This is a genomic window from Amnimonas aquatica, from assembly GCF_002943415.1.
Lineage (GTDB): Bacteria > Pseudomonadota > Gammaproteobacteria > Pseudomonadales > Moraxellaceae > Perlucidibaca > Perlucidibaca aquatica_A.
Window position 1 is genome coordinate 1 of record NZ_PTQZ01000066.1, and the last position, 8024, is coordinate 8024.

Below are 8024 nucleotides of genomic sequence, written 5' to 3' on the forward strand. Positions count from 1 at the left end.
CTCAGGCGGTCTGCAGCATGCCCTGGAAATAAGTGCCGAACGCCTTCATTTCTCCCCGGCCGAGCGCCGGCACCATCTTGCTGATGGCCGCCTTCGAGCCCTTGCTGATGGCAGTCTGGCCCACCGAGAACATGTTGCGGGCAATGAAGCCCAGCTTGATGGCCTTGGCCGACTCTTCGTAGAAGGCCTCGATGGCCAGTTCCGAGAAGCGCAGCATGGCACGGGTCATCTGCTCGCGGTCGCCCTCGCCGCGCGCGGCGGCGGACCAGGCCTCGGCGAGCAGCGCGTAGTCGGCTTCCGACAGCGAGAAGCTGATGTAGTCGCGCGCCACGCCATCGCGCTCGAGGCGGGTACGGCGGTTGCCGATGTAGACCGACACCGGCTTCAGGTCGGCGTTGTCGAGCTTGGACAGGACCTGGCGAATCAGCGTGTGCACGGTGCTCTTGATCAGGCCCGCCACCGTCTCCAGCGACTTCGGCGCGCTGCTGCCGGCGTCGGCGCCCTTCATCAGGTTGAGCATCAGGGCATCGACGATCTCGTCGGCGTAGCGCTGGGTGAGCTGCACCACGCGGGGCGCCTGCGGCTCCGCAGGCAGCTCGGGGCCGGAGAACGCGGCCAGCACGGCGTCGAAATCGGCCCGCAGGGCATCGGACGCCGGAAAAGCGAAAAGCCGGGTCATGGGGTCTCCTCAGGCCTTGGTGAACATGGTGTCGTAATGGGCGGCGACCTGCTTCAGCTCGTCATCGCTGAGCGAACCGAAGAGCTTGTTGACGGCGGTGTGGCTGCCCTTGAGCACGGTGCTGCGGCCGACATCGACCAGCTTGCGCTTGACGAAGCCGAGGTCGAGCGAGCCGGTGAACTCGTCGTAGAAGCGCTTCACCGCCACCTCGGTGAAATCGGTCATGGCCGTGGTCAGGCCGGGACGGGCGGCGGCGATCTGGCCGGCGCGGATCTGGCCCAGCAGGTCATCGAAGCGGGCGCCGAGCGCGGCAGGCAGCTCGAAGCCGAAGCGCGCCTGGTCGCCGACGTAGACTCGGCGGCTGTTGAGGTAGCCGGCGAGCTTGTCCTGCTCGCCCTTGTCGACCTTGCCCATGATCTGCTTGATCAGCACATGCATGGTGCTCTTCAGCAGGCCGGCGAGCACGCTGAGAATGCCGGCGCCGTCTTCGCCGCTGTGCTTGAGGATGTCGATGACATCCAGCGCCAGCGCCTTGATCACCCCATCGGTGGTGCCGACGGCGATCTGGCTGCTCACCGCCGGATCGGCGTACTTGCCCTGGGCATGGTCGGCCAGCAGGCCGTCGATGGTGGTCTGCAGCTTGTTGTCGAGCGGAAAGGAAAAGAAGTAGCTGCTCATGATGAGTCCTGTATTTGTTATGGGTCCGGCTGTTGCGGATCCGGTGGCCTGGCACCGGACCGCCACGCATGGATGGTGACGCTGCGCGATGGCGGAATGGTGGCGCGCACGCCGCGCTTTGGCAAGCGCCGCGCCGGACCGCGCGGCCACATTTTCCATGCCCCGCACCGGCCCGGCGGCCCGCCTCGGGACTGGCGGCAGGCTTACTGGCGCACGGTGCGCCAGCTGCCGGCCAGCTCCTCGGCCGTGGAACGGAACGGATTGATGTCGAGCCCGCCGCGACGCGTGTAGCGCGCGTGCACGGTCAGCAGCGCCGCGCCGGTCAGCGCCTGCAGGTCGAGGAAGATGCGCTCGACGCACTGCTCGTGGAAATCGGCATGGCGGCGGAACGACACCAGGTAGGCCAGCAGGCTGTCCGGGTCGATGCGCGGACCGTGGCAGCGCACCACCACGCTGCCCCAGTCGGGCTGGTCGGTCACCGGGCAGTTGCTGCGCAGCAGGTGCGAATGCCAGGTCTCGTCCACGATTCGCGACGGGTCGCAACGCAACAGGCCGGGGTCGGGCTCGCGACGGTCCTCGATGCTCAGCGGCAGGTCGTCCAGGCAACGGCCGGGCAGCCCGCCGAAACGCAGCGGCGCATCCGCCGGCAGCAGCGTCAGCGTCACCGGCGCGCCGGCGGCCTGCGACAGCTCGCCCTCGACCAGCGCGGTGAAATCGGCCGGGGTCGCGAAGCGGGTGAAGTTGAGGCTGTTGAAATAGAGCTTGAGCGACTTCGACTCGATCAGCGCCGGCGAATCGGCGGGCACGCGGATCTCGCCCACCGCCACCACTGGCTTGCCGCCCGGCTCCAGCCAGGACAGCTCGTAGTGCGTCCACAGATCGACGCCGATGAACGGCAGCGGCGCCGCGCCATCACCGGCCAGACCCAGCGCCTCGCGCGCCAGCCGGCGCGGGATCGGCTGCAGCAGGCCGGCGTCATGCGTGTCCGGGTAGACCGTGGCCTGGCCCAGCGTGGTCAGCGCGTGCAGGTCCATGCTCACTCCCGCATGCCGGTGCCGCGCTGCAGCAGGCGCAGCGCGACGACATAGAGCACCACGGTCAGCGCGGTGACGAAGGCGAGCGAGGCGAAGATGGGCACGTCGCTGTGGCCGAGCACGCCGTAGCGGAAGGCGTTGACCATGTAGACGATCGGATTCAGCAGCGACACGCCCTGCCAGAACGGCGACAGCAGCTCCATGGAATAGAACACGCCGCCGAGGTAGGTCAGCGGCGTGAGCACGAAGGTCGGCACGATGGAGACATCATCGAACGACTTGGCGTAGACCGCGTTGATGAAGCCGCCGAGCGAGAACAGCACCGCCGTGATCAGCACGCTGTAGACCATGACGAAGCCGTGGTTGAGGCTGAGGTCGGTGAAGAACAGCGACAGCAGCGTCACGATCACGCCCACCGCGAGGCCGCGCGCGACGCCGCCGAGCACGAAGCCGATGAGGATGATCGAATGCGGCACCGGCGACACCAGCAGTTCCTCGATGCTGCGCTGGAACTTGGCGCTGTAGAAGCTCGACACCACGTTCGAATACGAGTTGGTGATGACCGCCATCATGATCAGGCCGGGCACGATGAACTGCATGTAGCTGTGCCCGCCCATCTCGCCGATGTTGCGGCCGACGAGGTTGCCGAAGATGACGAAGTACAGCGTCATGGTGATGGCCGGCGGCACCAGCGTCTGCACCCAGATGCGCATGAAGCGGCGCACTTCCTTGACCACGATGGTCTCCAGCGCGACGCGGTTGGGCGCCGAGAACAGGCTGCTCATGCCACCTCCCCCGCCTTCAGGTTCTTCTCCACCAGACGCACGAACAGTTCCTCCAGGCGGTTGCTCTTGTTGCGCATGCTGCCCGCCAGCACGCCCTGCGAGCTCAGCGCAGCGAACACCGCGTTGAGCGACTGCCCGCGACGGATATCGACCTCCAGCGAAGTCGGCGACGCCAGCCGCAGCGTGTAGTCCGGCAGCACCGGCACGGCCTCCAGCGCGTGATCGAGGTCGAGGACGAAGGTCTCCTGCTGCAGCTTGGCCAGCAGCGAGCGCATGTCGGTGTTCTCCACCACTTCGCCATGATCAAGGATGGCGATGTTGCGGCACAGCGACTCCGCCTCCTCCAGGTAGTGCGTGGTCAGGATGATGGTGGTGCCCTGCCGGTTCAGCCGCGTCAGGTAGTCCCACATGGAGCGGCGCAGCTCGATGTCCACGCCCGCGGTGGGCTCGTCGAGGATGAGCAGACGCGGCTCGTGCACCAGCGCGCGCGCCACCATCAGGCGGCGCTTCATGCCGCCGGAGAGCAGCCGTGCCTGCTGGTCACGCTTTTCCCACAGGCCGAGCTGCTCCAGGTACTTCTCGGCCTGGGCATAGGCACGCTTGGCCGGAATGCCGTAGTAGCCGGCCTGGGTGGCGACGATGTCGATGACCTTCTCGAACTGGCCGAAGTTGAACTCCTGCGGCACCACGCCGAGGTGACGCTTGGCCTCGTCGGTGTCGGTGTCGAGGTCATGGCCGAAGATGCTGACCCGGCCGCTGGTCTTCTTCACCAGCGAGCTGACGATGCCGATGGAAGTGGACTTGCCGGCGCCGTTGGGGCCGAGCAGCGCGAAGAAATCGCCCGGCTGCACGCACAGGTCGATGCCCTTGAGGGCGCTGGTACCGGACTTGTAGGTCTTGGTGACTGCTGTCAGCTGCAAAGCCGCCGTCATGCACGGACTCCTGACCGCCTGCCGGGGAAAAGCAGGCGCGATGAAAATACAGGCTGCGCGGGCATCCGCCGGCGCCGGCGCGAGTCTATCATGACGCGACCGCCGACCGCCGCCGGCCATCCGGCATCGAGCCTACATGCCCGCTTCGCCCCCCGCCCACCATGCTGTCCCCCATGTCGCCGTCTGGCTGCGCCAGGACCTGCGCGCCGCCGACAACACCGCGCTGCTCGCCGCCTGCGCCGATCCCCGGACACGGGTGACCGCGCTCTACGCCATCACGCCGGGCCAGTGGCAGCAGCATGATGTCGCCGGCGTGCGCATCGATTTCGAGCTGCGCCAGCTCGCCTGCCTGCGCGACGAGCTGGCGGCGCTGAACATCCCGCTCTGCCTGCTGGAGGCCGACGACTACGCCGCGCTGGTGCCGGTGCTGGCGCGCTGGGCCGATGCGCACGGCGTGACAACGCTGCACGCCAACCGCCAGTACGAGATCAACGAACAGGCCCGCGACCGCGCCGTCGCCTCGGCCTTGCAGGCGCAGGATATCGACACCCACTGGCACGAAGACCTGTGCATCGTTCCGCCCGGTCGCGTGCTCACCGGCGACCGGCGTTTCTATACCGTGTTCACGCCCTTCCGGCGCAACTGGCAGCAGCAGCTGGACGACCACGGCACGCGCCCGCGCGGCCTGCCGGCGCAACGCGAAGCCATGGCCTACGGGGTGTCAGCAAGCCCCCTGCCCGAGCGCATCGCGGGCTACCCGTCGCATGTCGATGCCGGCGTGGCGCGGGCACTGTGGCCAGCCGGGGAAGCACACGCGCATGACCGGCTGGCCGGCTTCATCACCGAGGCCGGCGGCGACTACGACCGCCGGCGCGACCTGCCCGCCATCGACGGCACCAGCACGCTGTCACCCTACCTCGCCGCCGGCGTGCTGTCGGCGCGCCAGTGCCTACACGCCGCACGCCGCCAGCTCGCGCACGCCCGCGACGCGCGCGGCCTGGATACCTGGATCGGCGAGCTGTGCTGGCGCGACTTCTACAAGCACATCCTCGTCGGCTTCCCGCATGTCTGCCGGCACCAGGCCTTCAAGCGCGAGACCGATGCCATCGCCTGGCGCCACGACGACGCCCTGTTCCGGGCCTGGTGCGAGGGCCGCACCGGCTATCCCGTCGTCGACGCCGCCATGCGCCAGCTGCTGGAGACCGGCTGGATGCACAACCGCCTGCGCATGATCAGCGCCATGTTCCTGAGCAAGGATCTGTTCATCGACTGGCGCCTGGGCGAACGCCACTTCATGCGCCATCTGATCGACGGCGACCTGTCGGCCAACAACGGCGGATGGCAGTGGTCGGCATCCACCGGCAACGACGCCGCGCCCTACTTCCGCGTCTTCAACCCGACCCTGCAGGGACGCAAGTTCGATCCCGACGGCGAGTTCATCCGCCGCTTCCTGCCGGCGCTGGCCGGGCTGGATGCGCGACGCGTGCACGAACCGCACGCGAAGCAGGTGGATGCCCTGCTGGATTACCCGCTGCCGGTGGTCGACCACGGCGAAGCCAGGCTGCACGCGATCGCCGCGTTCCGGGCGCTGGCGCCGGCAGGCAGCGGCGAAGCCCCCGGATAAAGGCACGCGAACGCCACGGATCAGCCTCGGGCAGAGCCCGGGGCAAAGGCCGTCAGGCTGTCCGCGGATGGTCCGGGCACAGCACGCTCAAACCGCAGAGAGGTTGTCGAACAGCGCCACGAACTCGGCAGTGAGCTTGTGCTTGGGTGCGTGATGGATCAGCGGCAGGCTGAGCTGATGCGATTCGCGCATGATCACCGACGACGGCAGCGGCGGCGACAGCACGGGCAGCCCTTCGGCCTTCAGTTCTTCGACCAGCTTGGCCGGCAGCGACGCGCGCGGCTGGTACTGGTTGATGATGATGCCCTCGACCACCAGCGTGTTGTTGTGGTCCTTGCTGGTCTCCTCGACATTCTCCAGCAGCGTGTACAGCGCGCGGCGCGAGAAGGCATCGCAGTCGAACGGGATCAGGCAGCGCTCGGCCGCGATCAGCGCCGACAGCGTGTAGAAATTGAACGCCGGCGGCGTGTCGATGAAGATCTCGTCGTAGCTGTCGCTGAGCTCGCGCAGCGCCGCCGCCAGCTTGTAGATCTTGTGCTTGCTCTCCAGCAGGTGCTCGATCTCGCGCAGCTCGGGGTTGGACGGAATCAGGAACAGGTTGGGGAAGGCGGTCGGATGCACGAACTCCGACAGCGGCCGCTCCTTGAGCTTGAACGACAGCGACTGGGCGAAGAACTGGCCGACGTTGGGCGACAGCTCGGGCTTGTCGCGGCTGAATTCGGCAGCCTCTCCGAGCAGGTACTGGCTGGCGTTGCACTGCGGGTCGAGGTCCAGGATCAGCGTGCGCCGTCCGCGGGCGGCGCTGATGGCGGCGAGATTGACGGTGATGCTGGACTTGCCGACACCCCCTTTCTGGTTGAACACGACACGACGCATGAGCGGCTCCCTGGACATGGCATGCATCCGCCGGCAGCGGCCGATGCACGAGGCGGCAGCGCGCGAATCGGCGCGCGCAAAATACGGATGGCCCGGATTCTAGCCCAGGATGACGCCGCGCTCACCACCGGCGCGCATCAGCCCGGCGGGAAGAACCAGTACGCCGCCAGGATCGCCACCACCACGCCGGTGACATCCGCCAGCAGGCCGCAGGCCAGCGCGCCGCGATCCTTGCGGATGCCGACCACGCCGTAATACACCGCCACGACATAGAGCGTGGTTTCGCTGGAGCCCTGGATGATGGCCGCCACCAGCGCCGGGAAGCTGTCGACGCCATAGGTCTGCATGGTCTCGATCATCATGGCGCGCGCACCGCTGCCCGACAGCGACTTCATCAGCGCCGTGGTCAGCGCCGGCACGAACTCGGTGGCCATGCCCAGCCACTGCAGCAGCGCCTGGATGCCGTCCAGCGCCATGCCCAGCGCGCCGCTGGCACGCAGTCCGGCGATCGCCACCAGCATGGCGACCAGATAGGGAATGAGGCCGATGGCGGTCTGGAAGCCTTCCTTCGCGCCATTCACGAAATGCTCGTAGACCGGCTGCCGGCGCCACCAGCCGGCAGCGAGGAAACCGGCGATGACCAGCACCAGCAGGCCATTGCCGACCGCGCCGGAGACCCGGCCCATGTCTGCCGAGGGCAGCTGCAGCAGCAGCGTGATCACTGCCGCCATGAACGCCGCGAAGCCGGCGGCATAGGCGAGGATCACGCGGTCGAACAGGCGGATGCGGTGCAGCAGGCAGATGGCAGTGACGCCGACCAGGGTCGACGCCGAGGTCGCCAGCAGGATGGGCAGGAACACGCTGGCCGGATCGGGTGCGCCCTGCTGCGCGCGGTAAAGGAAGACGCTGACCGGAATCAGGGTCACCGACGCGGTGTTGATGACCAGGAACAGCGACTGCGCCTTGGTCGCGCGCTCGGGCTCGGGGTTGAGCGTCTGCAGTTCGCGCATGGCCTGCAGACCCAGCGGCGTGGCGGCATTGTCGAGGCCGAGGAAGTTTGCCGACAGGTTCATGGTCACCGCGCCGAAAGCCGGATGACCCGCCGGCACCTCAGGCATGAGGCGGCGGAACAGCGGCTGCAGCATGCGACCGAACACGGCCACCAGGCCGGCGTGCTCGGCGACTTTGAACAGCCCCAGCCACAGCGTCATCATGCCGACCAGGCCGATGCTGATCTCGACGCTGAAGCGGGCGCCATCGAACCAGGCCTGCACCACGCGGCCGAAGCTGCCGGAATCACCCAGTGCGAACGCCTGCCAGCAGGCGGTGACCACCGTTACCGCAAAAAAGAACAGCCACAGCACATTCAGCACGACCCGCTCCCGCCACTCGCACGCCCCGGGGCGGAAGCATGCA

General features: G+C 67.7%; 8 protein-coding genes. 1 reads left to right on the forward strand and 7 read right to left on the reverse strand.

Annotated features, from left to right (window positions below; translation table 11 throughout):
- Position 1: 1 nt before the first annotated feature.
- The 5 genes from C5O18_RS04160 to C5O18_RS04180 form a co-directional block, all read right to left on the reverse strand.
- Entirely contained in the window at positions 2–679 is a 678-nt protein-coding gene (locus C5O18_RS04160; RefSeq protein WP_105191726.1) for a hypothetical protein, read from the reverse strand.
- A 9-nt stretch (positions 680–688) separates the two neighbouring features.
- Complete coding sequence (locus C5O18_RS04165) at positions 689–1357, reverse strand: hypothetical protein (protein ID WP_105191728.1); 669 nt, start codon at positions 1355–1357, stop codon at positions 689–691.
- Between the two features lie 203 nt (positions 1358–1560).
- Positions 1561–2391: an NADPH-dependent 7-cyano-7-deazaguanine reductase QueF gene (gene queF, locus C5O18_RS04170; protein WP_105191730.1), complete on the reverse strand. Its 831-nt coding sequence runs from the start codon at positions 2389–2391 to the stop codon at positions 1561–1563.
- A gap of 2 nt (positions 2392–2393) precedes the next feature.
- Entirely contained in the window at positions 2394–3176 is a 783-nt protein-coding gene (locus tag C5O18_RS04175; protein ID WP_105191732.1) for an ABC transporter permease, read from the reverse strand.
- On the reverse strand, positions 3173–4108 hold the full coding sequence (locus tag C5O18_RS04180) for an ABC transporter ATP-binding protein (protein ID WP_105191734.1): 936 nt from the start codon (positions 4106–4108) through the stop codon (positions 3173–3175). The genes C5O18_RS04175 and C5O18_RS04180 overlap by 4 nt, the downstream gene beginning before the upstream one ends.
- Before the next feature lie 136 nt (positions 4109–4244).
- Here C5O18_RS04180 and phrB point away from each other — a divergent pair, with 136 nt between their 5' ends.
- On the forward strand, positions 4245–5732 hold the full coding sequence (gene phrB / locus C5O18_RS04185; RefSeq protein WP_105191736.1) for a deoxyribodipyrimidine photo-lyase: 1488 nt from the start codon (positions 4245–4247) through the stop codon (positions 5730–5732).
- 87 nt (positions 5733–5819) lie between these two features.
- Here phrB and C5O18_RS04190 read toward each other — a convergent pair whose 3' ends face one another.
- Together C5O18_RS04190 and C5O18_RS04195 are read right to left on the reverse strand one after the other, a co-directional pair.
- The gene (locus tag C5O18_RS04190; RefSeq protein WP_206389719.1) at positions 5820–6626 is read right to left on the reverse strand and encodes a ParA family protein; all 807 of its coding nucleotides are present in this window, start codon (positions 6624–6626) and stop codon (positions 5820–5822) included.
- A 119-nt stretch (positions 6627–6745) separates the two neighbouring features.
- Positions 6746–7981: a nucleoside recognition domain-containing protein gene (locus tag C5O18_RS04195; RefSeq protein ID WP_105191738.1), complete on the reverse strand. Its 1236-nt coding sequence runs from the start codon at positions 7979–7981 to the stop codon at positions 6746–6748.
- Between the last annotated feature and the right edge of the window lie 43 nt (positions 7982–8024).

Coding starts and splice junctions, on each gene's coding strand:
- C5O18_RS04190 (WP_206389719.1), bottom strand. CDS start 6,626: ATGTCCAGGGAGCCGCTCATGCGTCGTGTCGTGTTCAACCAGAAAGGG.
- C5O18_RS04165 (WP_105191728.1), bottom strand. CDS start 1,357: ATGAGCAGCTACTTCTTTTCCTTTCCGCTCGACAACAAGCTGCAGACC.
- C5O18_RS04160 (WP_105191726.1), bottom strand. CDS start 679: ATGACCCGGCTTTTCGCTTTTCCGGCGTCCGATGCCCTGCGGGCCGAT.
- phrB (WP_105191736.1), top strand. CDS start 4,245: ATGCCCGCTTCGCCCCCCGCCCACCATGCTGTCCCCCATGTCGCCGTC.
- C5O18_RS04180 (WP_105191734.1), bottom strand. CDS start 4,108: ATGACGGCGGCTTTGCAGCTGACAGCAGTCACCAAGACCTACAAGTCC.
- queF (WP_105191730.1), bottom strand. CDS start 2,391: ATGGACCTGCACGCGCTGACCACGCTGGGCCAGGCCACGGTCTACCCG.
- C5O18_RS04175 (WP_105191732.1), bottom strand. CDS start 3,176: ATGAGCAGCCTGTTCTCGGCGCCCAACCGCGTCGCGCTGGAGACCATC.